Below are 23,674 nucleotides of genomic sequence, written 5' to 3'. Positions count from 1 at the left end.
TCTCACGCCTCCTTTGCGTCGACGGGAACGGAGACGGTCGCGGCGGACGCGCCGGAGCCGGTACGACGCGAGCGTCGCAGCGGCGGCTTCGCGCCCAGTCGCTTCGGGTCCAGCCCGGACCACGGGTGACCGCTGGCGAAGAAGTTCGTACGGGCCAGCAGCGTCATGACGGGCTTGGTGAAGAGGAACACCACGACGACGTCGAGCAGGGTGGTCAGACCCAGGGTGAAGGCGAAGCCCTGCACCTTGCCGACGGTGACGATGAACAGGACCGCGGCGGCCAGGAACGACACGAAGTCGGAGACCAGGATCGTGCGACGGGCGCGCGGCCAGGCGCGCTCGACGGCCGGACGCAGGGTGCGGCCCTCGCGGATCTCGTCCCGGATGCGTTCGAAGTACACGATGAAGGAGTCGGCGGTGATGCCGATCGCGACGATCGCACCACAGACCGCGGGCAGGTTCAGCGCGAAGCCGATGCCCTTACCGAGCAGCACCATGATCGTGTAGGTGAGGATGCCGGAGACGATGAGGCTGATGATGGCGACGAACGCCAGGCCCCGGTAGTACGCCAGCAGGTAGATCACCACGAGGGCGAGGCCGATGGCACCGGCGATGAGGCCGGCCTTCAGCTGCTCGCCGCCGAGCGCGGCGGTGACGGTGGTGACGCTGTCCTCCTGGAAGGACAGCGGCAGGGCGCCGTACGAGAGCATGTTGCCCAGGTCCATGGCGGACTTCTGGTCGAAGCTGCCGGAGATCTCGGCGTTGCCGCCGGTCAGCGCCTGGCTGACGGACGGGTCGGAGATGACCTGGCCGTCGAGCACGATGGCGAACTGGTTCTGCGGGGACTGCTTGGCCGCGAGCTCACCGGTGATCTTGGCGAACTTGTCGGCGCCCTTGTCGGTGAACTGCATCGTGACGATCCAGATGCCGCGCTGCTGGTCGATCTGCCCCTTGGCGTCCTTCACGTCCTTGCCGTCGACCTGGGCCGGGCCGAGCACCCACTTGTACCAGGCGTCGCCGCGCTTGCCGCAGGCGAGCGTCGGGTCCTCGGGCTTGATGTTCTTGCTGACGGCGGCGCGCTGCGCCTCGTCGGTGCAGTCCAGCGCGGCGAACTTCGCCTGCAGGGCCGCCGCGGCGGCCTGGTCGGCGGACGTCGCGGACGGCGACGTGGACGGGGTCGCCTTGTCGTCTGCCTTCTTCGACTCGCTCGCCGAGGGCGAGGGAGAGGGGGCGTTCGGGGCCTTGAGGGCCTCACTGACCGCACGGCCCTGGGAAGTGGCGCTGGACGACGGGGTGGCCGCACTGGCGGACGGGCTGCCGGAGCCGCTCGGGGCGGCGCTCGGGGAGCCGCTCTGGCTGGCCTCCGGAGGTGCCGGGGCACCCTCGGTGACGGCGAGCACGGGGCGGAAGTAGAGCTGGGCGGTGGTACCGACCTGCTCGCGCGCCTGCTGCTCGTTCGTCCCCTTGGGGATGTTCACGATGATGTGGTCGCGGCCCTGGGTCTGAACCTCGGCCTCCGACACACCGAGACCGTTGACGCGGCGCTCGATGATGCCGACCGCCGTGTTCATGTTGGTCTCGTTGATCGCGTCCGGCTTGCCGGGCTCGCTCTTGGCCTTGAGCGTGATGCTCGTACCGCCCGCGAGGTCGATGCCGAGTCGCGGCGTCGTCTGCTTCGAGAGGAACATCCCCGCGGTGAGCGCCACCATCGCGATCAGGATGATGGCCAGGGAACGCCCCGGCCTCCCCTGAGCCCCCGTGGGCCGCCGGCCCTTCTTCGGTGCTGCCACCTTGTCGTATCTCCCTGTCCAACCGTCCGGCGCCGGGTCAGCGCGTGGACGGCCACGAAATGTGTGTGGGGACCCCTGCCCCCCGCAGAAGGGTCACTGGCGGGGACCGAAGGGGCTGCCGGTCAGGCGCCCCGCTCGGTCCCCGGCCCAGCGCTACTTCGCGCCGGCCTCGCCGTCGCTCTTGCCGTCCTTGGGCTCTTCGTCCTTGGGCTCGTCCGCCGCGGGCTCGTCGGCCTTGGGCTCGTCCTTCTTGCCCAGGTCGAGCTTGGGAGCCTCGTCTCCGGTCAGGGAGGACGCGTCATCCGGGACGACCGGCGTGTCGATCGTCAGATCATCGGTGATGCCGTGGACGATGCGGTTGTACTCCGCGTCCTCCAGTACGGCCCCGATGGAGTTCTTCGCGTAGATCGCGTGGACGCCGGGGGCCACCTCGAGCGTGACGGTGTCTTCGCCGATCTCCTTCACCGTGGCGTACATGCCGCCGATGGTGCGGACGCCGGTGCCGGCGGTCAGCTGGTCGCGCATCCGCACGGCCTGCTGCTGCTTCTTCTTCTGGCTGCGGGTCAGCAGGAACATCGCCCCGATGATCAGCACGAACGGAAGGAGGGAGGTGAGATTCACGGGACGCAGGTCCTTCGCATCGACCGCACGAGCGCACGGCCTTTGTACGGGGGGTGGGTACGCCGACCGTAAGGGTCGGCATCGGCGGAGTCTAGGCGAGTCCGCACCGATGGAACAACGCCCAGCATGTCACCGCAGTTCCTGAGGGGGCGAACCTCCGCGCCGTCAGGTCCCGAAGAGGCCCTGTTGTCCGCTTGATCCGTTCCCGCCCTGCTGTGGCGGGACAAGTCCCAGGTGAGCCCATGCGGCCGGGGTCGCGACCCGCCCCCGCGGGGTCCTGGCCAGGAGCCCTTCCCGTACGAGGAACGGCTCGGCCACCTCCTCCACGGTCTCCCGCTCCTCGCCGACGGCGACGGCGAGCGTCGACAGGCCGACGGGTCCCCCGCCGAAGAGCTTCAGGAGCGCCTCCAGGACGGCCCGGTCCAGCCGGTCGAGCCCGCGCTCGTCGACCTCGTAGACCTTCAGGGCGGTGCCGGCGACCTCGCGGTTGATCACGCCGTCGGCCCTGACCTGGGCGTAGTCGCGGACGCGGCGCAGCAGCCGGTTGGCGATGCGGGGGGTTCCGCGCGAGCGGCCGGCGATCTCGGCGGCGCCGGCGGTGTCGATCTCCACGTCGAGGAGCCGCGCGGAGCGGTGGATGACGCGCTCCAGCTCCTCGGGGGCGTAGAACTCCATGTGGCCGGTGAAGCCGAACCGGTCCCGCAGCGGGGGCGGGAGCAGACCGGCCCGGGTCGTGGCCCCGACGAGGGTGAACGGGGGCAGCTCCAGCGGGATGGCGGTGGCTCCCGGGCCCTTGCCGACGATCACGTCGACGCGGAAGTCCTCCATGGCCATGTAGAGCATTTCCTCGGCGGGCCGGGACATGCGGTGGATCTCGTCGAGGAAGAGCACCTCGCCCTCCTGGAGGGAGGAGAGGATGGCCGCGAGGTCGCCGGCGTGCTGGATGGCGGGGCCGGAGGTGATCCGGATGGGCGCGCCCATCTCGGCCGCGATGATCATGGACAGGGTGGTCTTCCCCAGGCCCGGGGCACCCGACAGCAGCACGTGATCGGCGGTGGCACCGCGCTGACGGGCCGCCTTCAGGACGAGGTCCAGTTGCTGGCGGACCTTCTCCTGCCCGACGAACTCGCCGAGGTCCTTGGGCCGCAGGGCCGCCTCGACGGCGGTGTCCTCGCCGTCCGCCGCGGCCGCGACGATCCGGTCGTCGCTCTCGTCATCCCAGTTCACGGTGTAAGTCTGCCTTCTCGGGGTGGTGCGGTGGTCTGTGCGCGGGGCCGTATGCCGGGGCTCCGCACCCGTTTACCGGGCCCGGTTCAGGGACTGGAGGGCCGCCCTCAGAAGCTGCGGAACCGGGGCCGCGCCGCCGGCGGCGATCGCGGCCTCCGCCTGGGGGGTGACCGCCGAGACCGCGTCCTCCGCGTCGCGGGGCGCGTAGCCCAGGCCGATCAGGGCGGCGGAGAGCTGCTCCGACCAGGGCGCCGGGCCGGAGGCCGCCGCGCGCTGCGCGCCGACCAGGCCGCTCGATCCCAGCGGCGCGCCGAGCTTGTCCTTGAGGTCCAGCAGGAGCTTCTGCGCGCCCTTCTTCCCGATGCCGGAGACGGCCATCAGCGCCTTCTCGTCCCCCACCGAGACGGCTGCGCGGAGCGCGTCCGGGCTGTGCACCGCCAGCATCGCCTGCGCGAGCTTCGGTCCGACCCCGCTGGCGGTCTGCAGGAGCTCGAAGACCTGGCGCTCGTCGTCGTCGGCGAAGCCGTACAGCGTCAGCGAGTCCTCCCGTACGACCAGGGACGTCGCCAGCCGGGCCGGCTCACCGGTCCGCAGGCCCGCGAGGGTGTTCGGCGTGCAGTGCACGGCCATGCCCACTCCCCCGACCTCGATGACGGCCAGGTTGGGGGCGAGCGCGGCGACCGGGCCGCTGACGAAGGCGATCATGTGGTGCGGCCTTTCAGGGCGCTGGCATGCCGGTTGACGGCCTGCTGGAGGCGGTTCTGCGCGGGGGCGCGCCAGATGTGGCAGATGGCCAGGGCGAGGGCGTCCGCGGCGTCGGCGGGCTTGGGCGGGGCGGACAGCCGCAGCAGCCGGGTGACCATGGCTCCGACCTGCGCCTTGTCGGCGCGACCGCTGCCGGTGACGGCGGCCTTGACCTCGCTCGGGGTGTGCAGCGCGACCGGTATCCCGCGGCGCGCGGCGCACAGCATGGCAACGGCACTGGCCTGGGCGGTGCCCATCACCGTGCTGACGTTGTGCTGGCTGAACACCCGTTCCACGGCGAGGACTTCGGGACGGTACTCGTCGAGCCATTCCTCGATGCCCTGCTCGATGCCGACGAGCCGGTTGCCCAACTCGGCGTCCGCGGGCGTCCGTACGACGCCCACGCCCAGCATCGTCAGGGGACGGCCCGCCACCCCCTCGACCACGCCGACACCGCACCGGGTCAGCCCCGGGTCAACGCCCAGTACGCGCACCGCAGCCCCCCTCCCTCGATCTCCCGTACGTGCAGCTTCGCAGGTTATCGGGCGGCACCGACAAAGCAGCGGGCCGACGGGGTGTGTCCCCGTCGGCCCGCTGCGCGACACTCTGAGCGGTCTGCGCCCGGATCAGGCGTCGACCTTCTCCATGACCTCGTCCGAGACGTCGAAGTTGGCGAAGACGTTCTGCACGTCGTCGCTGTCCTCCAGCGCGTCGATCAGCTTGAAGATCTTGCGCGCGCCCTCTTCGTCCAGCTCGACCTGCATGGTCGGCAGGAAGTTGGAGTCGGCCGAGTCGTAGTCGATGCCGGCGCCCTGGAGCGCGGTACGGACCGCGACCATGTCGGTGGCCTCGCTGATGATCTCGAACTGGTCGCCGAGGTCGTTGACCTCTTCGGCGCCGGCCTCGAGCACCGTCTCCAGCACGTCGTCCTCGGACAGCTCGCCCTTGGGCAGCAGCACGACGCCCTTGCGGTTGAACAGGTACGAGACCGAGCCCGGGTCGGCCATCGAACCGCCGTTGCGGGTCATGGCGACCCGTACGTCGGACGCGGCACGGTTGCGGTTGTCGGTGAGGCACTCGATGAGCACCGCGACGCCGTTCGGGCCGTAGCCCTCGTACATGATCGTCTCGTAGTCGGCGCCGCCGGCCTCGAGGCCGCCGCCGCGCTTGACCGCGGAGTCGATGTTCTTGTTCGGGACCGAGCTCTTCTTGGCCTTCTGGATGGCGTCGAAGAGGGTCGGGTTGCCATCGATGTCGGCGCCGCCCATACGGGCCGCGACCTCGATGTTCTTGATCAGCTTCGCGAAGAGCTTGCCGCGCTTGGCGTCAACCACGGCCTTCTTGTGCTTCGTCGTAGCCCATTTAGAGTGGCCGGACATCTGCCTGTCTCCTTCGCGTCACCAACAATGTTCGCCTCAGATCCTACCGGGACGCCGTTACAGCCCCGCGCGCACCATGTCGACGAAGTACGCGTGGACCCGGTCGTCACCCGTGAGCTCCGGGTGGAACGAGGTGGCGAGGACATTGCCCTGGCGCACGGCGACGGTGTGACCGTCGTACGTGGCGAGCACTTCGGCGGCGCCGCCGACGGACTCGACCCAGGGGGCCCGGATGAAGACGCCCTCGACGGGGCCGCCCTCGATGCCGGCGAAGTCGACCTGCGCCTCGAAGGACTCATTCTGCCGGCCGAAGGCGTTGCGGCGCACGATCATGTCGATGCCGCCCAGGGTCTCCTGGTCCTCACGGCCGTCCAGGAGCTTGTCGGCGAGCATGATCATGCCGGCGCAGGTGCCGTAGACCGGCATCCCGGCGCGCACCCGCTCGCGCAGCGGCTCCAGCATGCCGAACAGCACGGCGAGCTTCGACATGGTCGTGGACTCGCCGCCGGGGATCACCAGGGCGTCGACCTCGGCGAGCTCCTCGGGACGCCGGACCGGCCTGGCCACGGCGTCAGCCGAGGCCAGGGCGATCAGGTGTTCCCGTACGTCGCCCTGGAGTGCCAGGACACCAACTACGGGGGTGTTCGTCATGAGGTGATTACCAGCCGCGGTTGGCGTAGCGCTCGGACTCGGGGAGGGTGTCGCAGTTGATGCCGACCATGGCCTCGCCCAGGTTGCGGGAGGCGTCCGCGATGATCTTCGGGTCGTCGTAGAAGGTGGTGGCCTTCACGATGGCGGCGGCGCGCTTGGCCGGGTCGCCCGACTTGAAGATGCCGGAGCCGACGAAGACGCCCTCGGCACCGAGCTGGCGCATCAGCGCGGCGTCGGCGGGGGTGGCGACGCCACCGGCGGAGAACAGCACGACCGGGAGCTTGCCGAGCTCGGCGACTTCCTTGACCAGCTCGTACGGCGCGCGCAGCTCCTTGGCGGCGGCGAACAGCTCGTTGTTGTCGTAGCCGCGCAGGCGGGCGATCTCGTTCTTGATCTGACGCAGGTGGCGAACGGCCTCGACGACGTTGCCGGTGCCGGCCTCGCCCTTCGAGCGGATCATGGCCGCGCCCTCGGCGATGCGGCGCAGGGCCTCGCCCAGGTTGGTGGCGCCACAGACGAAGGGGGTGGTGAACGCCCACTTGTCGGAGTGGTTGACCTCGTCGGCCGGGGTCAGGACCTCGGACTCGTCGATGTAGTCGACGCCGAGGGACTGGAGCACCTGGGCCTCGACGAAGTGGCCGATGCGGGACTTCGCCATGACCGGGATGGAGACGGCCTCGATGATCTCTTCGATCATGTTCGGGTCGGACATCCGGGCCACGCCGCCGTCCTTGCGGATGTCGGCGGGAACCCGCTCCAGGGCCATGACGGCCACGGCGCCGGCGTCCTCGGCGATCTTCGCCTGCTCGGCGTTGACCACATCCATGATCACGCCGCCCTTGAGCTGCTCGGCCATGCCGCGCTTGACGCGGGAGGTGCCGATCGCCGACTCGGCGGACTGCGGGGTGGAGGGAAGCGTGCTCACGGATTGACCTCACTCGAAAGGAAGATTCAGGCGCTACTGGCGATCGCCAGGGCGATCTGGTCGTACGACCTGGTGGTACTGGACCGAGGAAACCCTCTCGACCAGTCCACGGCAAGGGCCAATGTGCAGCCGGTGGCTCCTCGCGATTTGGCCATTGGGTACAAGTTACGGCCGCTCGGCCAGATCCACCGGAGGCTCGTCGTCCATCTCGAAGGCCAGCGGGAAGGGCGCGTGGCCCGCCAGCCGGAACCAGCGGACCTTGCGGTGCCGGCGCAGGGCGCGGGCCGCGCGGACGGCGTCGTTGAGGAACCGGCGTGCCATCGGCACCCGGCGGACCGCGGCCGCCAGCTCCTCCGCGGCCTCCGCGCCGCCCGGGGCGGCCTTGAGCGCGTCGACCTGCTCCACGTCGGCGAAGACGGCGCGCAGGGCCTGGCTGAGCTCGCTCTCGGCGACCTCGCGGTGCTCCTCCTCCGCTTGGCGGGCGGCGTGCGCGGCCTCGTACAGGACGAGGGAGGAGGCGGGGTCGAGCACCCCGGAGGTCGCGACCTCCAGCACCACGGACGCCCGGCGGACGAGCTGGGCGTCGAGGGCGGCGCGGGCGGCGTCCATCCGGGAGTGCAGACGGTCGAGGCGGCCGGCGGTCCAGCTGAGGTAAACCCCGACGAGGCCGAGGCCGAGGGCAATCCACACAAGGGTTTCGATCACGGGCCGCGACCTTACCTTTCGACGCGCCGCTCGCGCGCCTCGGCCCTGGCGGGCCTCACCGGCTTCGCGCCGCTGCGCCGGACTCCGTCCGGCGGTGGCCGGGCGGTGTTTCCGCCACCGCCGCCTGGTGTGGGGCCCGGTGGGCGGGTGCGGCTGGGTTGGCCCTGCGGGGCTGGGTCCCCTACCCGCCCTTCCACCGTTCCCCGGGCTCCGCCCGGACCCGCGCCTCAAACGCCGGCGAGGCTGAAATTGCCCTCCGGGCAATCCGGCGTCGTACGGGCACAGCCGTGGCCAGCCGAAATCCAGCCCCTCCGGCGTTTGAGGAGCGGGGGTCCGGGGGCTGGCCCCCGGGAACGGCGCCGCACACGGCAACGGGTCCGGGGCGGAGCCCCGGGGAACGGGCGAAGGGCGGGTAGGGGACCTCGCCCCGCGCAGCGGCACACCCACAGCCGGGCTCCCGCGCAGGCGGGCCGGCGCGGCCGCACCCGGGCCGGAGGCCGGAGGGGCTAGGTGTCGCGGGAGAGGCCCAGGCGGGTGCGGAGGGGGACTCGTTCGTCCTCCGCGACCGCCGCCGCGCCGTCGGTCACCGTTTCGTAGACGGCCAGGATGTCCGCCGCCACCGTGGACCAGTCGAAGCGGCGTACGTGGGCCGAGCCGCGCGCGCTCAGTTCCTCGCGGCGGGCGGGGTCGCGCAGGAGCGCGATCGCCGATGCCGCCAGGGAGTCGGGGTCCTCGTTCGAGAAGAGGGCCCCGGCCGCCCCCTGGTCCAGGACCTGCGCGAAGGCGTCGAGGTCGGCGGCCAGGACGGCCGCCCCGGCCGAGAGCGCCTCGACGAGGATGATGCCGAAGCTCTCGCCGCCCGTGTTCGGGGCCACGTACAGGTCGACGCTGCGCAGCAGCCGCGCCTTGTCCTCGTCGGAGACCATGCCGAGGAACTCGACCCTGGAGCGGAGTTCGGCGGGCAGGGAGGCGACCGCCTCCTCCTCGTCGCCGCGGCCCGCCACCAGGAGGCGTACGTCCGGGCATGCCGCCACGATCGCCGGGAAGGCCGCCATGAGGACGGGCAGCCCCTTGCGGGGTTCGTCGATGCGGCCGATGAAGCCGAGGGTCTGGCCGGACCAGGCCGGATTCGGTTCGGCCTTGGCGAAGAAGTCCACGTCCACGCCGTTGGGGATGACCACCGCGTCCCCGCCCAGGTGCTCGACCAGCGTGCGCCGCGCGTACTCGCTCACCGCGATCCGGGCGCTGATCTTCTCGAGCGCCGGCTGCAGGATCGGGTACGCCGCGAGCATCGCCCGGGAGCGCGGGTTGGAGGTGTGGAAGGTGGCCACGATCGGGCCCTGCGCCGCCCAGCAGGTCAGCAGGCCCAGCGAGGGGGAGGTCGGCTCGTGGATGTGGACCACGTCGAAGACCCCGTCGTGCAGCCAGCGCCGTACGCGGGCGGCCGACAGGAAGCCGAAGTTGAGCCGGGCGACCGACCCGTTGTACGGCACCGGCACCGCCCGCCCCGCCGAGACCACGTACGGGGGCAGCGGGGTCTCGTCGTCCGCGGGGGCCAGGACCGACACCTGGTGGCCGAGGCCGATCAGGTGCTCCGCCAGGTCCCGGATGTGGAACTGGACCCCGCCGGGGACGTCCCAGGAGTACGGGCAGACGATGCCGATCTTCACGCGGAGTGCTCCTCGGGCCGGCCTTCGCGGCCGCTGGTGTCCAGATCGTCCAGCCACAGCCGCTGGAGCATGTGCCAGTCCTGCGGGTGTTCGGCGATGCCCTGCGCGAAGGCGTCGGCGACCGCCTGCGTCATGACGGCCGTCTTCTCCTGGCGGGTGCCCTTCTCGGGCACCTCCACCGGGGAGTGGATCCGCCCGTACATCTTCGGCGCGTCCCCGTAGTACAGGGTCGCCGGGAGCAGGACGGCGCCCGTCTGCTGGGCGAGCAGCGCCGGGCCGGCCGGCATGCGGGCCGCGGAGCCGAAGAAGTCCACTTCCACCCCGGAGGCCGACAGGTCCCGGTCCGCGACCAGGCAGACGAGCCCGCCGGAGCGCAGCCGCCGCGCGAGCGTGCCGAAGGCGGCGCCGCCGTTGTGCGGGAGCACCTCCATGCCCAGGCTCTCGCGGTAGGCGACGAAGCGGTCGTAGAGGGTCTCGGGCTTGAGCCGTTCGGCGACGGTGGTGAAGGGAACTCCGATGTGGGTGACGACCCAGGCGCCGGCGAGGTCCCAGTTGGCCAGGTGCGGGAGCGCGACGACCACGCCGCGCCCGGAGGCCAGGGCCTCGCGCAGGATGTGGTCGTCCTTCATCTCGACGTCGGTGCTGAATCGTTCCTTGGCCATGGTCGGCAGCCGGAAGGACTCCATCCAGTACCGCATGTAGGAGCGCATGCCCGCGTGCGACAGCTCGCGCAGCCGCTCGGGCGTGGCGTCCGGCACCACCCGGGCCAGGTTCGACTCCAGGCGCAGCACGCTCTTGCCGCGCCGCTTCCAGACGAAGTCCGCGATCCGCCGGCCGAGGGCTCCCGCGGCCGGCTCGGGGAGCTTCTTGACCCCGGCCCAGCCGAGCCCGTACAGCCCGTCGACCAGCTTGTCCTGTGCCTTGCCCATCAGGGCGTACCGCCTTCGGAGGGGGCTCCCGCGGCGGCAGCGGCGGCGGCATCGGCCTCCGCCGATTCGCGCCGCACGGTCACCACGCGCTGGATCAGGGTCACGAGCGAGCCCGCCGCGACCACCCAGAGCGCGATCGGGAGCAGCAGGCCGATCCACGAGGGGACGCCGAAGGTCTCCAGCCCGGACAGACCGGCCGCGACCAGGGTGATCACCAGGCGTTCGGCGCGTTCGATGAGCCCGTTGACGGCCACCGGCAGCCCGATCGACTCGCCGCGGGCCTTGGTGTACGAGACCACCTGGCCGCTGGCCAGGCAGAAGATGGCGACGGCGCAGAGCGCGTTGTTGTTCCCGGAACCCGCGTACCAGAGCGCGAGTCCGCCGAAGATCGCCGCGTCCGCCACCCGGTCGAGGGTGGAGTCGAGGAACGCGCCCCACCGGCTGGAGACGCCGGCCTGACGGGCCATGTTCCCGTCCACCAGGTCGGAGAACACGAAGAGCGTGATGGTGATCGTGCCCCAGAAGAACTCGCCCATGGGGAAGAAGACCAGGGCTCCGGCCACCACTCCGGCCGTGCCGATGAGGGTGACCGCGTCGGGACTCACTCCCATCCGGAGCAGAAGAGCGGCGAATGGCGTGAGAACACGCGTGAAGAATGCACGCGCGTACTTGTTCAGCATGGCCTTCCCGGAGGGTCGCTGGGCCGCACGGCCACCACGGCCACCGGCTGGCCCATCGTAGCCAGGGCCCCGGGCCATCGGCGCCGCGCACCCACCGGTTCACACGACGCGGGCCGTTCTCGGGCCGTTCGCCACGTTCCGGGCGCCCTGCCCGCGCATGTTTCCGGGCACGTTTCCGGACACCTTCTCCTCGGCGCCACCCCCGAACGCCTCCCGCGCGCCTCCCGCGGCGCGCCCCCGCGCCTCTCCCGCCCCTCCCGCGCCCCTCCCTCGGCGCCTCTCGTACGACGTATGGACGCCGTGTGACGGCAGTGCAAAGCTCGAAGGAGGATTTTCCCCCTCCATCCCCTCCAATCGGGAGGCACGAGCATCGTGGGAGCCTCATCACACCAATCCGGAGCCGCCGGAAGAGCACCGACGGCCGACCACCCGGCCTCCGTACGGAACGTCGTGCTGGTCGGCCACAGCGGATCCGGCAAGACCACCCTGGTCGAGGCCCTGGCCCTGACCGCCGGCGCCGTGAACCGGGCCGGGCGCGTCGAGGACGGCGCCACCGTCTCCGACTACGACGAGATCGAGCACCGCCGCCAGCGCTCGATCCAGCTCTCCCTGGTCCCCGTGGAGTGGGCCGGAATCAAGATCAACATCCTGGACACCCCCGGTTACGCCGACTTCGTCGGAGAGCTCCGGGCCGGGCTGCGCGCCGCCGACGCGGCCCTGTTCGTGGTCTCGGCCGCCGAGGACGGCGACGGGCTCTCCGGGGCCACCCGGATGGTCTGGGACGAATGCGCCGCCGTCGGCATGCCCCGCGCCATCGTCGTGACCCACCTGGAAGCCGCCCGCGCCGACTACACGCAGATGACCACGGTGTGCGGCGACGCCTTCGGGGCGGACGACCCCGATGCCGTGCGCCCGCTCTACCTGCCCCTGCACGGCCCCACCGCCCCCGACGGCCACGCCCCGGTGGCCGGCCTGCTCGGGCTGCTCTCCCAGCGCGTCTACGACTACACCTCCGGCGACCGCGTCGAACGCGACCCGGACCCCGGCGAGCTCGCCCTCATCACCGAGGCCCGTGCCCGGCTGATCGAGGGGATCATCGCCGAGAGCGAGGACGAGACCCTCATGGACCGCTACCTGGGCGGCGAGGACATCGACCTCAAGACCCTGGTCGACGACCTGGAGCGGGCCGTCGCCCGCGGCACCTTCCACCCCGTCCTGATGGCCGCCCCCGCCACCGACGGCGCCCGCAAGGGCCTGGGCACCGTAGAACTCCTCGAACTGATCACCGGCGGCTTCCCCACCCCGCTGGAGCGCGCGCCCGTCGGCGTCACCGCCCCCAACGGCGCGGCCCGCCCCGCGGTCACCTGCGATCCCGGCGGACCGCTCGTCGCCGAGGTGGTGAAGACCTCCTCCGACCCCTACGTCGGCCGCGTCTCGCTCGTCCGCGTCTTCTCCGGCACCCTGCGCCCCGACGAGACGGTCCACGTGAGCGGGCACGGGCTCACGGACCGGGGGCACGAGGACCATGACGTCGATGAGCGCGTCGGCGCCCTGACCTCCCCCTTCGGCAAACAGCAGCGCACCCTCACCCACTGCGTCGCCGGCGATCTGGCCTGCGTGGCCAAACTCACCCGCGCCGAGACCGGAGACACCCTCTCCGCCAAGGACGCCCCCCTCCTGATGGAGCCCTGGTCGATGCCCGACCCGCTGCTCCCGCTCGCCATCGAGGCCCACAGCAAGGCCGACGAGGACAAGCTCTCCCAGGGGCTGGCCCGGCTGGTCGCCGAGGATCCGACCATGCGGCTCGAACAGAACCCGCACACCCGCCAGCTCGTCCTGTGGTGCCTCGGCGAGGCCCACCAGGACCTCGCCCTCGAGCGGCTGCGCACCCGGTACGGGGTCCAGGTGGACCCGGTCCCCCACAAGGTCAGCCTCCGCGAGACCTTCGGCGCCAAGGCCGGCGGCCGGGGGCGACACGTGAAACAGTCCGGCGGGCACGGCCAGTTCGCCATCTGCGAGATCGAGGTCGAACCGCTGCCGCCGGGCAGCGGCATCGAGTTCGTCGACAAGGTCGTCGGCGGAGCGGTTCCGCGCCAGTTCATCCCGTCCGTCGAGAAGGGCGTCCGGGCGCAGGCCGCCCGGGGGCTCTCGGCCGGCCACCCGCTGGTGGACGTACGCATCACCCTGCTCGACGGCAAGGCCCACTCGGTGGACTCCTCCGACGCCGCCTTCCAGACCGCGGGCGCCCTAGCCCTGCGCGAAGCCGCCTCCGGAGCCCGCGTCCAGCTCCTCGAACCGGTCGCCGAGCTCGCCGTCCTCGTTCCCGACGAGTACGTCGGCCCCGTCATGAGCGACCTCGCCGGCCGCCGGGGCCGCGTCGTGGGCACCGACGCGGCGGGCACCGGGCGCACCCGGGTCCTCGCCGAGATCCCCGAGATCGAGATCGGCCGGTACGCCGTCGAGCTGCGTTCCGTATCGCACGGCACGGGGCTGTTCAGCCGTACGTACGCGCGGCACGAGCCGATGCCACCACAGATAGCGGACAAGCTGCGCGAACAGCCAGAGAAGGGAAGCCAACTGACATAGCGTCACTGCCGCCGCCCATCCAACCCGCTTGCGGTGGGCGGCATTTACCTGTCCCATCACCATGGGGAGGAATCGGCCGATAGGCTCGTCCGCGCGTGAGCCGGGCCGACCGAACGGGTAGACCGAGCAGGTGGACCAAGCGGGTGGACCAAGCGGGTGGACCGGGCGGGCGGCAGCGCGGGCGGGCCCGCACACGAGGTACACGAGTACGACGCACAGCGATGGGGGCAACGGTGGCGGACGACGGATTCGACTTCAGGCCCGGGGCACAGATCCCGCTCCAGGGCGGCGGCGGCCAGACCGCCGCGACCAACGCCCTCGCCTCCGCCGCCTACCGGGACGGCGGACGCGACACCAAGCTGGAGGAGATACTCAAGGCCAACAACGAGTACCACGAGTCCGTGGTCAAACCCGCCAAGGTGTCCCTGCTCGCCCCCAACCTCGGCGAGGCCTTCTGCCGCGCGGTCGAGGCCCGCACCATCCCGCCCACCCGCAAGCCGCTGATCCAGTCCTTCGGCGCCGACCCGCAGACCGTCGTCGAGCACTGCCTGGCGGCCTCCCGCATCCGCAAGGAGCGGGACCGCAAGCTCCGCCTGATCATGCTCGCCTGCGGGGTCGTGTTCCTCCCCGGCCTGCTGCTGTGGCTCGGCCTGTTCTGGGCCCGCAAGGCCCTGGCGGGCTCCACGGCCAAGCGGGCCTCGTGGATGGGCACGGCGCTCCTCGTCGGCGTGGGCCTGGTGGTCGCCGTCCTCATGTTCCGGCTCCCGGCGACCGGCTTCCTGGGCCTCTACGTCCGCGCCATGGTCATCGCCCCGGTCGCCGGCTGGTTCCTCGCCCGCCGGCTCTGCCAGGCCACCGCCGAGGACCTGCGCTCCCGTTGGGACGGGCTCCTCGCGGGCGGCGGCGGGGTGGCCGCCAAGATCCCGGAGGCCGTCCCCGGCAACCCCGACGAGAAGGCCCGCGAGGACCTGCGCCACTCCCTGGCCAAGCTCACGGCGGAGGACCGCAGCAACGCCGTCTTCTACGCGGGCCCCAAGGGCATACTCGGCATGGGCACGCGCTGGGGCAGCTGGCAGATGGCCGAGGAACTCGCCCCCAGGAACGAGGGCTCCGAGATCCACCCGTTCCGCAGCTGGGACGTCATACGCGCGATCGACACCCAGCTGCGCAAGCTGGAGCGCGGCCCCCTGCACACCGGCGGCCTCCCGCCCGCGTCGATCACGCACTGGATCGTCACACCGGTCGGCGAGGGCGCCAAGGAAGTGACCCGCCCCAGCGGAGCGGACGTGGACACCTTCCTGGTCAAGCCGCACGAGATCACCCGGATCTGCAACGAGCAGCAGTTCAGTGCCGGCAACCGGCACTACCTCGGCATCCAGTACCCGCTCTGGGACGGCCAGCTCGTGATCACCATGCTGGTCACGGTCACCGTGCTCTACAAGACCCTGCGCGTGGAGGTCACCGGGCACGCGCTCGGCCCGGTGCACGGCCTGTTCACCACCAAATCGGCGGCGCCGGTGGACGAGGTCGCCAAATCCGTGCGCTTCTGGGAAACCGTCGAGCTCAAGCGGCCGGTGGTCGACACGAACGAGGTCGTACGCCTCGCCGTGCGGGCGCCCTTCACCTGGTACCCGCCGCTCCTGGACTTCCTGGGCGGCAAGCTCGTCCTCCCGGAGCCCTTCGGCGTCCGCCACGTCTGGGCGGGCCAGCCGTGGCGCCACCGCTTCATGGCGGACGACGCGATGCGCGCCGCGACCCCGGTCCTGCGGGCGGTGCACACCGCCGCGATGCGGGTCCTGGAGGAGAACGGGGTCGACACCGACCGCTTCACCAACCGGTCAAGCATCGTCAGCGGTCTGATCCAGGACGCCGCACCGCGCAAGGCGGACGTCTACGACGCGTGAGGTCGCGCGGACATCCGCCCGGCACGACGCCCCGGCCGTCCCTAGTCGGAGGGCCAGGCGTCCGCGAGCATCTGGCGGGTGTCCGCGAGGAGTTGGGGCAGGACCTTGGTGTGGCCCACGACCGGCATGAAGTTCGTGTCCCCGCCCCAGCGGGGCACGATGTGCTGGTGCAGGTGCGCGGCGATGCCGGCGCCGGCGGCCTGGCCCTGGTTCATGCCGATGTTGAACCCGTGCGCACCGGAGGCCTTGCGCAGCGCGACCATCGCCCGCTTCGTGAGGTCGGCGAGTTCCAGGGTCTCGGCGGCGTCCAGGTCCGTGTAGTCGGCGACGTGCCGGTACGGCACGACCATCAGGTGGCCGCCGTTGTACGGGTAGAGGTTGAGCACGGCGTAGACGTGCCGGCCCCGGGCCACGACCAGCCCGTCCTGGTCGGACATCTCCGGAATCCCGCAGAAGGGACAGCCGTCCCCGGCCTCCGGCCCGGTCGGCTTGTTCTCCCCCTGGATGTAGGCCATCCGGTGGGGCGTCCACAGACGCTGGAACGCGTCCTGCGTGCCCACACCGATCTGCTGCTCCGGCTCAATCGTCATGGGATGCAGCATATGACCTTGGCCCCGAGCGGCGTGTCGCCGGGGCGAACACCGGTGTGCGGGAAGCGATGCTGGGCCCATGAACCATGCACCCGAGTCCGGTGACCAGGCCTGGGAACGCCGGACCGAGCTGCCGCTGTTCTACGCCTCCCTGATCTTCCTGGGCTCCTACGCGATCTCCGTGCTGGCCTACCGGGCCCACCCCCTGTGGCGGGACATCAGCCTCGTCGTGGTCGCACTGACCTGGGTCTGCTTCATCGTGGACTACCTGGTCCGGCTGCACCTGAGCGGCATGCGGCCGCTGCGCTTCGTCCGCGTGCACTGGCTGGACACCCTGATCGTGCTGCTGCCGCTGCTGCGGCCGCTGCGCATGGTCAAGGTCCACAACGCGATCCAGGCCCGGCAGAAGCGCCCGCGCCAGGGGCTGTACGCGCGGGTGATGTCGTACGCCGGCCTGTCGGCCGGGCTGATGGGGTTCGCCGGCGCGCTCGGGGTCTACCACTTCGAGCGCCGGGCCCCGAACGGCACGATCCACACCTTCGGGGACGCGGTGTGGTGGGTGTGCGAGACGCTGACCACGGTGGGCTACGGGGACATGGCCCCGGTCACCCCGGTGGGCCGGATCATCGCGGCGTTCCTGATGGCGGGCGGCCTGGCGCTGCTGGGCGCGGTGACGGGCTCCTTCTCCTCCTGGATGCTCCAGGTGTTCCGCCGCCAGGACGAGGCGGAGCCCCCGGGGACCTGAGGTCCCCGGGGGCTCCGGGCCATCACGCAGCCATCACTCAGCCGTCACGGCAGCCACATCCGTCACACCTGGACGCGGCGCTCCACGACGTCCACGAGCTTCGCCAGCGCCTGGTCGCGCGGGACGCCGTTCTCCTGCGAACCGTCGCGGTAGCGGAAGGAGACGGTGCCCGCGGCCATGTCCTCGTCACCGACGATGATCATGAAGGGGACCTTCAGCTTCTGCTGGTTGCGGATCTTCTTCTGCATCCGGTCGGAGGAGGCGTCCACCTCGACGCGCAGGCCCTTCTTCTTCGCCTCGGCGGCGAACTCCTGCAGGTACTCGATGTGCGAGTCGCCGATCGGGATGCCGACCGCCTGGACGGGGGCGAGCCACGGCGGCATGACGCCCGCGTAGTGCTCCAGCAGCACGGCGAAGAACCGCTCGATGGAACCGAACAGCGCACGGTGGATCATGACCGGCCGCTGCTTGGTGCCGTCGGGGCCGGTGTACTCCAGGTTGAAGCGCTCCGGCAGGTTGAAGTCGAGCTGCACGGTCGACATCTGCCAGGTGCGGCCGATGGCGTCACGGCACTGCACGGAGATCTTCGGGCCGTAGAACGCGGCGCCGCCCGGGTCCGGGACCAGGGGCAGGCCCTGCTTCTCGGCGACCTGCTGGAGGGTGGCGGTGGCCTCCTCCCAGATCTCGTCCGAGCCGACGAACTTCTCCGGGTCCTTGGTGGAGAGCTCCAGGTAGAAGTCGGTCAGACCGTAGTCGCGGAGCAGGTTCAGCACGAAGGTCAGCGTGCGGTCGAGCTCCTCCGCCATCTGCTCCTTGGTGCAGTAGATGTGCGCGTCGTCCTGGGTGAAACCGCGCGAGCGGGTCAGGCCGTGCACGACACCGGACTTCTCGTACCGGTACACGGTGCCGAACTCGAAGAGGCGCAGCGGCAGTTCACGGTAGGAGCGGCCGCGCGCGTCGAAGATCAGGTTGTGCATCGGGCAGTTCATGGGCTTGAGGTAGTAGTCCGTACCACCGTCGAGCTGCATGGGGGGGTACATGCCCTCCGCGTACCAGTCCAGGTGGCCGCTCTTCTCGAAGAGGGTGCCCTTGGTGGCGTGCGGGGTGTAGACGAACTCGTAGCCCTCTTCCTCGTGCCGCTTGCGCGAGTAGTCCTCCATGGTGCGGCGGATGACACCGCCGCGCGGGTGGAAGACGGCCAGGCCGGAGCCGATCTCGTCCTGTACGGAGAACAGGTCGAGCTCGGTGCCGAGCTTGCGGTGGTCGCGCTTCTCGGCCTCCACGAGGAAGTCGAGGTGGGCCTTCAGCTCCTCCTTCGACGGCCACGCGGTGCCGTAGATGCGCTGGAGCATCGGGTTCTTCTCGCTGCCGCGCCAGTAGGCGGCGGCGTTGCGCATCAGCTTGAACGCCGGGATGTTGCGGGTGGTCGGCAGGTGGGGACCGCGGCAGAGGTCCTTCCAGCACAGGTCGCCGGTCTTGGCGTCGAAGTTGTCGTAGATGGTCAGCTCGCCGCCGCCCACCTCGACGTTCGCGCCGTCGTCGGTCGAAGCGGAACCCTTGATGCCGATGAGCTCCAGCTTGTACGGCTCGTGTCCGAGCTCCTCGCGGGCCGCCTCGTCGGTGACGACGCGGCGGGCGAAGCGCTGGCCGCGCTTCTGGATCTCCTGCATCTTCTTCTCGATGGCCTTGAGGTCATCGGGGGTGAAGGGCTTCGCGACGTCGAAGTCGTAGTAGAAGCCGTCGCGGACCGGCGGGCCGATGCCCAGCTTGGCCTCGGGGAACAGCTCCTGCACGGCCTGCGCCATGACGTGCGCGGTGGAGTGGCGCAGGATGTCGAGGCCGTCGGGAGAGGAGATCTCCACGGGCTCGACGGTCTCGCCGTCCTTCACCTCGTACGCGAGGTCCTTCAGCTCGCCCGCGATGCGCGCGGCGACGATGGTGCGCTCGCCGGCGAAGAGCTCAGCCGCCGTAGTGCCCGTGGCCACCACGCGCTCGTCCCGCTCGGAATCGCGTTGGATGATCACACGGACGTCTGACACCGGTCTGCTCCTGACTCAGGGGGTGCGCGAGCGGATCACTGCGCGTCTGAATCGTACCGAGCGGATGGGCCGAGCCGCTAAACGGTTACCGCCCGGGCCGGTGGGAACCGCCGCCCTCGACGGCCTCGTCCCTGGATGCACAAGATCGTCAGTGAGTGCGGAGGAGCATGTGATGACCGGTACGGCTACCCGTTACCTCTACCTGGTGCGGCACGGCGAGGCGGCCTCGGAGGAGAGCGGTCTGACGGAAGGCGGCCGCAGGCAGGCCGTGCTGCTCGGCCGGCGCCTGCGCGACATACCTCTCGCGGCCGTTCACCACGGCCCGCTGCCCCGGGCGGAGCAGACCGCACACCTGATCGGCGAGCAGCTGAAGGACGTCCCCCTGCACGTCTCGGACGCCGCCGGCGACTACGTCCCCTACGTACCACCGCGGGAGGAGCTTCCGGCGGACTCCGCGGACCTCTTCCTCCGCTTCCTCGACAGTGCCTCCGACGAGGAGCGGGAGCGGGGACCGGCTCTGGCCCGGCGGGCCCTGGACCTGTTCACCGGACCCGTGGACGGCGGAGAGGACCGGCACGAGCTGGTCGTCACCCACGCCTTCCTGGTCGCGTGGCTCGTCCGGGACGCCATGGACGCGCCGCGGTGGCGCTGGCTCGGCCTCAACCACGCCAACGCCGCCCTCACGGTCATCCGGTACGCGCCCGGGCGGCCCGCCTCCGTCCTCGTCCTCAACGACATGCGGCACCTGCCGCCCGAGCTGTGCTGGACCGGCTTTCCCCCCGAGCTGCACGTCTAGGCGCGCTTCCCTGGAGGCGGGCTTCTCTGGAGGCCTGCCTCCCCCGGGGCCGGGCTCCTAGTCGTCCGACGGCAGTGCGTCCCCCGCGTCGAGGGACTCGTCCAGGGACTTCATCAGCCGGTCCCGCTCGACCTCGTCCAGCGGGACCGGGCGGACGTCCGAGGCGTCCGTGAGCCGCCGGAAGCCGCCCCGCCGCTGCAAGCGCCCGCTGACCCGGATCGGCAGTCCCACCAGGTGCGCGTGGCCCGCCACCCGGTACGACTCCTCGTCGAGCACGACCCGGACGTACGGGATCTCCGCCCCGGCGAGGACCCGCAGCCGGACCGTGCCCCCGCCGCCCGGGGCGGACCTCCGCATCCGGACCACCGCTCCCGCCACCCGGACCGCCACCGCCGGCTCGTCCCTCGTGTACCGCGCGGCCGCCTCCCGGAGCACCGGCAGGTCGCCGGGTGAGAACTCCACCGGCTCGGGCCGGGCCGCGCATCCTGCCGGGACCCCGGCCGCCGGGGCCCACGCGAGGGCCACCCGGGCCCCCTCCGAGCCGTGGACCAGCGAGATCAGCGCCTCGGCGAGCTCCCGGCTGACCCCGGCCTCGACCGCCGCGTCGAAGGCTTCCATGCCGCCGGTGGCCCGCCGGTAGTCCACGGCCTCGCGGGCGGCGTGCAGCGCGTGGTGGAGCCGGATCACCGTCCCCCGGCCCCCGTCGACGGGGACGTACGCGGTCAGCCGCCGGCCGCCCGGAGCCGGGCCCACCAGGACCCCGTCCAGCGCCCGCTCCGCCTGGCCGCGGTGGCGGGCTCCGTAGTACCCGGCCCGTGCCCGGTCGGCCAGCGCCCCGGCGAGGAGCAGCTGGCGGGCGGCCGAGCGGAGCTGTTCCTGGACGGTCCAGTCGGCCTCGCCGTGGAGTCCGTACGCCCCGCGCGGGATCTCGCGTTCCCAGCGGATCTCGTCGCTCGGCACGCTGAGCCCGTAGAGCACCTCGCGCGCCGACGGCAGCCCGCTGCGCGAGAGCGCCGTGAGCGCCTCTTCGAGCAGGTCGGCGCAGTCGGGGAAGGCCCGGCTCTCGGGGACGAGGAGGCTGGTGCCGCCGCTGCCCGTGCCGTACGGGGCGGGCGGCGTCCAGCGCCCGTACCGTCCGGCGGCGCCGCCGCGGCGCAGCCAGCCGTGCCGGTGCAGCAGGGCGCCGAGCACGAGCGGATCGACGTGCGCGGGATCGGGGGCGCCCGCCGCGAACTCCGGTGAGGGGAGCGGCTCCAGGTGCGGTGACTGCCAGTTCATCAAGGTGTCCCTCCCGACCCGACCCGGGTCATGATCTCGCAGAGCGCCCGGTCGTCGAAGATCCGCGTGGTCGGGATCCGTACGGTGGTCCGGCGCCGGCCGGTCACGGGGTGTCCGGCGAGATTGGTCCAGTAGCAGCAGTGCCGCAGGTCGAGCCGGTCGTGTCCGGCGCTCAGCCATTGGTCGCGTTCCCGCGGGACGAGCATCACGACGAGGATCTTGTGCACGGCGACCGGACTGCGGGCCAGCTTCACCAGGTGCTCGTTGTCGAGGGTGAAGCCGAAGGTGGGCCCGGCCGGCCTGGGCGGTATCTGGTAGGTCGCCTTGAGCTGGACCTTGATGGTCACCTCGTCGTCGATGACGTGCTCGGGGGCGCCGTGGCTGACGTGCCAGTCGATGCCGTTGTCGGGAAAGGGCTGGGACAGCGAGCAGCCCGCCGCGGCGACGACGGCGTGCAGATATCCCACCTGGAGGGTTTCCATGCAGGCGGTGGTGGCGAGCGTGCCGCGCAGCGGTCCGCTCCGCGGGTCGGTCCGCGGATCGATCTGCCCCGCGAGCACCCCGCCCGGTTCGGGCTGCGCGAGCGCCATGGCCGGCTCCCCATGCCTTCCGGGCTGTCCCCGTGGAAGCGGCCGCGTGGGGCCGCGTCAGGTGCGTGTCAGGGTGTCGGGGTTGACGACCGGTCATGTGTGCGGTCCCCCAGTTGAGTTGTCTCCGCAGTCGGCGTCCCGCAAACGGCGTACGGGGCAAAGAGCCCGGGTATCACCGTTTCGGGCAAGGGTGGCGGGCCCGGGGCGCGGTGCCCGGGTGGGGCCATCTGCCGACGGGTGACGAGGAGTTCGCCATGACACGCTGGTACGAGGGCCCGCTGGCCGCATTCGACACGGAGACGACCGGGGTGGACGTGGAGCGCGATCGGATCGTGTCCGCCGCGCTCATCGTCCAGGAGTGCGCGGGCGGCCGGATCCGCTCGACGCGATGGCTGGTCAATCCCGGCATCCCGGTACCCCCGGGGGCCACGGAAGTGCACGGTCTGACCGATGACCACCTCCAGCGCAACGGCCGGTGGCCGGCGCCGGTGGTGGAGGAGATAGCCCGCGCGCTCGGGGAGCAGCAGGTGGCGGGGAGGCCGGTGGTGGTGATGAACGCGCCGTTCGATCTGACCCTGCTGGACCGGGAGTTGCGCCGCCACCGGGCGTCCTCGCTGGCCCGGTACCTGGACAACCGGCCGCTGACGGTGCTGGATCCGCGCGTGCTCGACAAGCATCTGGACCGCTACCGCAAGGGGCGCCGGACGCTCACGGACCTGTGCGCGCACTACGGGATAGAGCTGGAGGGTGCCCATGACGCGGGCGCGGACGCGCTGGCGTCCCTGGAGCTCGTACGGGCCGTGGGCCGCCGGTTCGCGGCCCGTCTGGAGCGGCTGTCGCCGGCGGAGCTGCACACGCTCCAGCAGGTGTGGCACGCGGCGCAGGCGCGGGGGCTCCAGGCGTGGTTCGCGCGGCAGGGCACACCGGAGTCGGTGGATCCGCACTGGCCGCTGCGGCCGGAGCTGCCCGCGGCGGCGTGAGGGGGCCCGTACGGCACGAGTCCGTACGGCAAGGGTCCGTGCCACAAGGGCCCGTACATGCGGAAGGCCGGTCCGTCATCAGACGGACCGGCCTGTCCCGGTGGGCGATACTGGGATCGAACCAGTGACCCCTTCGGTGTGAACGAAGTGCTCTCCCGCTGAGCTAATCGCCCGGGAACGGTGTGAACAATACAGAAGGCCCGGGGCTGGTTCAAACCGCTTCCGGCCGGGCCGCCAAATGTGCGGCGAGCCCGCGCCGTCCGGCCCGCATCATCAGCGTGTGGTTGAGCCGGAACACCGGCCGCCCGGGGAACGCGAGCAGACGCATCAGGGGGCGGCGCACCTCGACCTCCTGCTCGTACAGCGCCCGCGTGCCGCCGGCCCGCGCCCGTACGGTCCACCGCGCCCAGCCCTCCAGATCGCCGAGCAGCGCGACCTCCAGGACGCCGCCCACGGGGTCCCGCAGGAGTTCGGCCGCGCCCACGTGCAGGGTGTACGGGAGGACGGAGCGGATGGCGGCGGTACCGCCGCTCCCGTCGCCGGCGGGGGCCACGGCGCGGATCTGGGGCCACCACAGGGGGTAGGACTCGGGGGTTTCCAGGGCGGCGTAGACGCGGGCGGGCGCGGCGTCGAGGTCCCACACGCTGCGGAAGCGGTAACGGGTCCACCGGCCACCGGGGTTGGCGGGGGCGGCCCGGTCGCCGGGGCTCACGTCAGGGGCGCCGCCGGACGCGGCGCCATGGCTGCTTCGGTCCATGTCTCCAGTCTTGCGCGCGGCGGCCGTGCGCACCGGGTACTCAGCCGGAACTCATCCGGAGATGAGTACGCGCACCCATGTCCTGACG

The 23,674-nt window shown here is 71.5% G+C and carries 22 protein-coding genes and 1 tRNA gene; 5 read left to right on the top strand and 18 right to left on the bottom strand.

Features of this window, described 5'->3' with window-relative positions; all coding sequences use genetic code 11:
- Positions 1–2: 2 nt before the first annotated feature.
- From secD to pgsA, 12 genes are all read right to left on the bottom strand, one after another.
- Positions 3–1,790 carry a protein translocase subunit SecD gene (gene secD / locus OG730_RS33195; protein ID WP_327307680.1) on the bottom strand — a complete coding sequence of 596 codons (1,788 nt, stop codon included), beginning with the start codon at positions 1,788–1,790 and terminating at the stop codon, positions 3–5.
- A 153-nt stretch (positions 1,791–1,943) separates the two neighbouring features.
- Positions 1,944–2,411 (bottom strand): preprotein translocase subunit YajC, encoded by a 468-nt coding sequence (gene yajC / locus OG730_RS33190; RefSeq protein WP_327307679.1) that lies wholly within the window; start codon positions 2,409–2,411, stop codon positions 1,944–1,946.
- 165 nt (positions 2,412–2,576) lie between these two features.
- Positions 2,577–3,638 (bottom strand): Holliday junction branch migration DNA helicase RuvB, encoded by a 1,062-nt coding sequence (ruvB, locus tag OG730_RS33185; protein WP_327251803.1) that lies wholly within the window; start codon positions 3,636–3,638, stop codon positions 2,577–2,579.
- A gap of 72 nt (positions 3,639–3,710) precedes the next feature.
- Complete coding sequence (gene ruvA, locus OG730_RS33180) at positions 3,711–4,343, bottom strand: Holliday junction branch migration protein RuvA (protein ID WP_327307678.1); 633 nt, start codon at positions 4,341–4,343, stop codon at positions 3,711–3,713.
- Positions 4,340–4,876 carry a crossover junction endodeoxyribonuclease RuvC gene (gene ruvC, locus OG730_RS33175; RefSeq protein ID WP_327307677.1) on the bottom strand — a complete coding sequence of 179 codons (537 nt, stop codon included), beginning with the start codon at positions 4,874–4,876 and terminating at the stop codon, positions 4,340–4,342. The genes ruvA and ruvC overlap by 4 nt, the downstream gene beginning before the upstream one ends.
- 132 nt (positions 4,877–5,008) lie before the next feature.
- Positions 5,009–5,761, bottom strand: coding sequence for a YebC/PmpR family DNA-binding transcriptional regulator (locus OG730_RS33170; protein ID WP_266876542.1), 753 nt, complete (start codon positions 5,759–5,761; stop codon positions 5,009–5,011).
- Between the two features lie 57 nt (positions 5,762–5,818).
- Positions 5,819–6,412, bottom strand: a complete 594-nt coding sequence (gene pdxT, locus OG730_RS33165) for a pyridoxal 5'-phosphate synthase glutaminase subunit PdxT (protein WP_327307676.1) — start codon at positions 6,410–6,412, stop codon at positions 5,819–5,821.
- Between the two features lie 7 nt (positions 6,413–6,419).
- On the bottom strand, positions 6,420–7,337 hold the full coding sequence (gene pdxS, locus OG730_RS33160) for a pyridoxal 5'-phosphate synthase lyase subunit PdxS (protein ID WP_030294529.1): 918 nt from the start codon (positions 7,335–7,337) through the stop codon (positions 6,420–6,422).
- A 165-nt stretch (positions 7,338–7,502) separates the two neighbouring features.
- Positions 7,503–8,042 (bottom strand): LemA family protein, encoded by a 540-nt coding sequence (locus tag OG730_RS33155; RefSeq protein WP_327307675.1) that lies wholly within the window; start codon positions 8,040–8,042, stop codon positions 7,503–7,505.
- Between the two features lie 506 nt (positions 8,043–8,548).
- Positions 8,549–9,712 (bottom strand): glycosyltransferase family 4 protein, encoded by a 1,164-nt coding sequence (locus OG730_RS33150; protein WP_327307674.1) that lies wholly within the window; start codon positions 9,710–9,712, stop codon positions 8,549–8,551.
- The gene (locus tag OG730_RS33145) at positions 9,709–10,641 is read right to left on the bottom strand and encodes a phosphatidylinositol mannoside acyltransferase (RefSeq protein WP_327307673.1); all 933 of its coding nucleotides are present in this window, start codon (positions 10,639–10,641) and stop codon (positions 9,709–9,711) included. Before OG730_RS33145 ends, OG730_RS33150 begins: the two co-directional genes overlap by 4 nt.
- On the bottom strand, positions 10,641–11,321 hold the full coding sequence (gene pgsA / locus OG730_RS33140; protein WP_327307672.1) for a phosphatidylinositol phosphate synthase: 681 nt from the start codon (positions 11,319–11,321) through the stop codon (positions 10,641–10,643). The genes OG730_RS33145 and pgsA overlap by 1 nt, the downstream gene beginning before the upstream one ends.
- A 372-nt stretch (positions 11,322–11,693) precedes the next feature.
- Between pgsA and OG730_RS33135 the strand changes: the two genes are divergently transcribed.
- Positions 11,694–13,907 (top strand): elongation factor G-like protein EF-G2, encoded by a 2,214-nt coding sequence (locus OG730_RS33135; protein ID WP_327307671.1) that lies wholly within the window; start codon positions 11,694–11,696, stop codon positions 13,905–13,907.
- Positions 13,908–14,140: 233 nt separating this feature from the next.
- Positions 14,141–15,811: an AbeC-like domain-containing protein gene (locus OG730_RS33130; RefSeq protein ID WP_327307670.1), complete on the top strand. Its 1,671-nt coding sequence runs from the start codon at positions 14,141–14,143 to the stop codon at positions 15,809–15,811.
- A 41-nt stretch (positions 15,812–15,852) separates the two neighbouring features.
- Here OG730_RS33130 and OG730_RS33125 read toward each other — a convergent pair whose 3' ends face one another.
- On the bottom strand, positions 15,853–16,413 hold the full coding sequence (locus tag OG730_RS33125) for an HIT family protein (protein ID WP_327307669.1): 561 nt from the start codon (positions 16,411–16,413) through the stop codon (positions 15,853–15,855).
- Between the two features lie 67 nt (positions 16,414–16,480).
- Here OG730_RS33125 and OG730_RS33120 point away from each other — a divergent pair, with 67 nt between their 5' ends.
- Entirely contained in the window at positions 16,481–17,146 is a 666-nt protein-coding gene (locus tag OG730_RS33120; protein WP_327307668.1) for a potassium channel family protein, read from the top strand.
- 62 nt (positions 17,147–17,208) lie between these two features.
- Here OG730_RS33120 and thrS read toward each other — a convergent pair whose 3' ends face one another.
- Positions 17,209–19,185, bottom strand: coding sequence for a threonine--tRNA ligase (gene thrS / locus OG730_RS33115; RefSeq protein WP_327307667.1), 1,977 nt, complete (start codon positions 19,183–19,185; stop codon positions 17,209–17,211).
- A 172-nt stretch (positions 19,186–19,357) separates the two neighbouring features.
- Between thrS and OG730_RS33110 the strand changes: the two genes are divergently transcribed.
- On the top strand, positions 19,358–19,981 hold the full coding sequence (locus tag OG730_RS33110) for a histidine phosphatase family protein (RefSeq protein WP_327307666.1): 624 nt from the start codon (positions 19,358–19,360) through the stop codon (positions 19,979–19,981).
- Between the two features lie 57 nt (positions 19,982–20,038).
- Here OG730_RS33110 and OG730_RS33105 read toward each other — a convergent pair whose 3' ends face one another.
- On the bottom strand, positions 20,039–21,259 hold the full coding sequence (locus OG730_RS33105; protein WP_327307665.1) for a hypothetical protein: 1,221 nt from the start codon (positions 21,257–21,259) through the stop codon (positions 20,039–20,041).
- Positions 21,259–21,849: a DUF4365 domain-containing protein gene (locus tag OG730_RS33100; RefSeq protein WP_266876553.1), complete on the bottom strand. Its 591-nt coding sequence runs from the start codon at positions 21,847–21,849 to the stop codon at positions 21,259–21,261. Before OG730_RS33100 ends, OG730_RS33105 begins: the two co-directional genes overlap by 1 nt.
- A gap of 254 nt (positions 21,850–22,103) precedes the next feature.
- Here OG730_RS33100 and OG730_RS33095 point away from each other — a divergent pair, with 254 nt between their 5' ends.
- Positions 22,104–22,829, top strand: a complete 726-nt coding sequence (locus OG730_RS33095; protein WP_327307664.1) for a 3'-5' exonuclease — start codon at positions 22,104–22,106, stop codon at positions 22,827–22,829.
- A gap of 101 nt (positions 22,830–22,930) precedes the next feature.
- Here the strand turns inward: OG730_RS33095 and OG730_RS33090 are convergent.
- Both OG730_RS33090 and OG730_RS33085 read right to left on the bottom strand, forming a co-directional pair.
- Positions 22,931–23,002 (bottom strand) — tRNA-Val (locus OG730_RS33090).
- A gap of 38 nt (positions 23,003–23,040) precedes the next feature.
- Positions 23,041–23,586, bottom strand: a complete 546-nt coding sequence (locus OG730_RS33085) for an SRPBCC family protein (protein ID WP_327307663.1) — start codon at positions 23,584–23,586, stop codon at positions 23,041–23,043.
- Positions 23,587–23,674: the final 88 nt, after the last annotated feature.

Origin of the sequence: Streptomyces sp. NBC_01298 (assembly GCF_035978755.1) — a bacterium.
Lineage (GTDB): Bacteria > Actinomycetota > Actinomycetes > Streptomycetales > Streptomycetaceae > Streptomyces.
This window is presented reverse-complemented; position numbering and strand designations above follow the sequence as displayed.